The sequence below is a fragment of the Rhizobium sp. PRIMUS64 genome (assembly GCF_023006465.1).
In the GTDB taxonomy this organism is placed as follows: domain Bacteria; phylum Pseudomonadota; class Alphaproteobacteria; order Rhizobiales; family Rhizobiaceae; genus Rhizobium; species Rhizobium leguminosarum.
The window spans coordinates 1-1,829 of the sequence record NZ_JALBGX010000276.1 but is presented as its reverse complement, the minus strand read 5'-3'; the positions used below and the strand labels follow the sequence as shown (position 1 = coordinate 1,829).

General features: G+C 62.2%; 2 protein-coding genes and 1 pseudogene. 2 read left to right on the top strand and 1 reads right to left on the bottom strand.

Features of this window, described 5'->3' with window-relative positions; translation table 11 throughout:
* Both MOV76_RS39010 and MOV76_RS39005 read left to right on the top strand, forming a co-directional pair.
* Nucleotides 1–822, top strand: a pseudogene (locus MOV76_RS39010) (DNA mismatch repair protein MutL); the annotation flags it as partial.
* 171 nt (nt 823–993) lie between these two features.
* Complete coding sequence (locus MOV76_RS39005; protein ID WP_003588271.1) at nt 994–1,224, top strand: DUF2093 domain-containing protein; 231 nt, start codon at nt 994–996, stop codon at nt 1,222–1,224.
* Nucleotides 1,225–1,316: 92 nt separating this feature from the next.
* Here the strand turns inward: MOV76_RS39005 and MOV76_RS39000 are convergent.
* Nucleotides 1,317–1,829, bottom strand: a 513-nt coding sequence (locus tag MOV76_RS39000; RefSeq protein ID WP_247266578.1) for a tetraacyldisaccharide 4'-kinase, incomplete at its 5' end; no start/stop codon positions are given.

The following is a 1,829-nucleotide window of genomic DNA, read 5'->3' as shown; positions in this document are numbered from 1 at the left end:
GGCAGCCGAGCGGCAACGACCGGGGCGAGCGACATGCTGCGTTCCTTCCGCCCCGGCTTCCAGCCGAATACCCAGCGGCCGCAGGGCGGATGGTCGGCCGAGACATCGCCCTCCCGGCCCTTTCAACCGACAACGGGTTTCGGCGAGCGGCCGCAGGCGTCCTTCGACGGACTTTCGATGCCGACGGCACGGGCCGAGCCGCAGTTTTCGCCGCAGCCGGCAGCCCCCGAACCAAACGCACGGTATCCGCTCGGCGCGGCGCGGGCGCAGATCCACGCCAACTATATCGTTGCCCAGACCGAGGACGGGCTCGTCATCGTCGACCAGCATGCCGCGCATGAGCGGCTGGTCTTCGAAGCAATGCGCAAAGCGCTGCACTCCAAGCGGCTGGCCTCTCAGGTGCTGCTCATCCCCGAAATCATCGACATTCCGGAAGAGGATTGCGACCGGTTGATGCGGCATGCGGCCGAGCTTTCCGAACTCGGCCTTGCGATCGAGCGTTTCGGCCCAGGCGCGATTGCCGTACGCGAGACGCCGGCAATGCTCGGCGAGGTCGATGCGCATGGGCTGATCCGCCAGCTTGCCGACGAGATTGCCGAATGGGACACGGCGTCGGGCCTATCGGCCAAGCTCGAATATGTGGCGGCGACCATGGCCTGCCACGGCTCGGTGCGCTCCGGACGGCGGCTGCGACCGGAGGAAATGAACGCGCTGCTGCGGGAAATGGAAGTGACGCCCGGCTCCGGCCAGTGCAATCACGGCCGGCCGACCTATATCGAATTGAAGCTCAGTGATATCGAGCGGCTTTTCGGCAGAAGCTAAAAAAGCTGGAAAAGCAACCCTTTCGGGAGTATGGCAGACTAAAGCGTGTCGCGATCTTTCAGATTCGCTTGCCACGCTTTAGGTCTTTGGTGTTCCGCATGTCGTGATCGCAAAACCGCGGCACACTTTTGCGCAACATGCTTTAATGACAGACTGCAGGGAACGGAGCGCATGAATTTGTTCGAAGGACACGGAAACCGCGAAGCGAAGATCCGGTATCTCGATGGCGATTTCCAGATTCTCTCGCCCGGCTCCTATGTCGTCTGCGCGATGACGGGAAAACAGATCCCGCTCGATGAATTGCGCTACTGGAGTGTTGCCCGGCAGGAGCCCTATGCCGACGTGATCTCGGCGATCGAGGCCGACAAACGCGCCGGCGTGCTGCCAAACCAGCGGCGCTAGAGCCTCTCAGCTTCCCTGGAATTACAGAACTGCTCCAGCTTTTTACGCAATTCCCGGCAAAACCGCTTCGCGCTTTGCCTGGGAAAACCACGTCACACTTTTCCTGGAACTGCCTTGGCCGCAGTTTTGATCTCCCGCAGGCGCCGTTCGCGGCAGGCGACGATCGCCCGGTCGATGATGAGGCTTGGGGCGAGGTGATCCTCGAATACCATGTCGACCTCAATCACCCGGCTCTTTTCGGCGAGCTGCGCCGCCTTGCCGGGATGGCCGGAGAGGCGGACGAAATCCTTGGAGGTGGTGACGATCAAGAGACCTTGACGCTCGGCAGTCGTTAGAATGTCGTCGATCTCCTCCTCGGTCAGGTGCTCGTGATCGCCGAAGGACTTGGCGACAACGATCTCGCCGCCGCGTGATTCAACCGTGCGGAAAAATTTCGCGGGATCGGCGATGCCGGCGAAGGCAAGTACCTTCGTGCCGGCCAGCGTATTGTCGCCGCGCACTTTCAGCGATGCTGTGAAATAGGGCTTTGCCGCCCGCGCCGCCATCCGGACGATCCTGTCGGCGGAATTGCCGCCGCCGACCTTGAGCAGCGCCGTCGCAGAACG

Bases quoted from the DNA above. Each gene is read 5' to 3' on its own strand.
- MOV76_RS39005 (WP_003588271.1), top strand. From the start codon at position 994: ATGAATTTGTTCGAAGGACACGGAAACCGCGAAGCGAAGATCCGGTAT.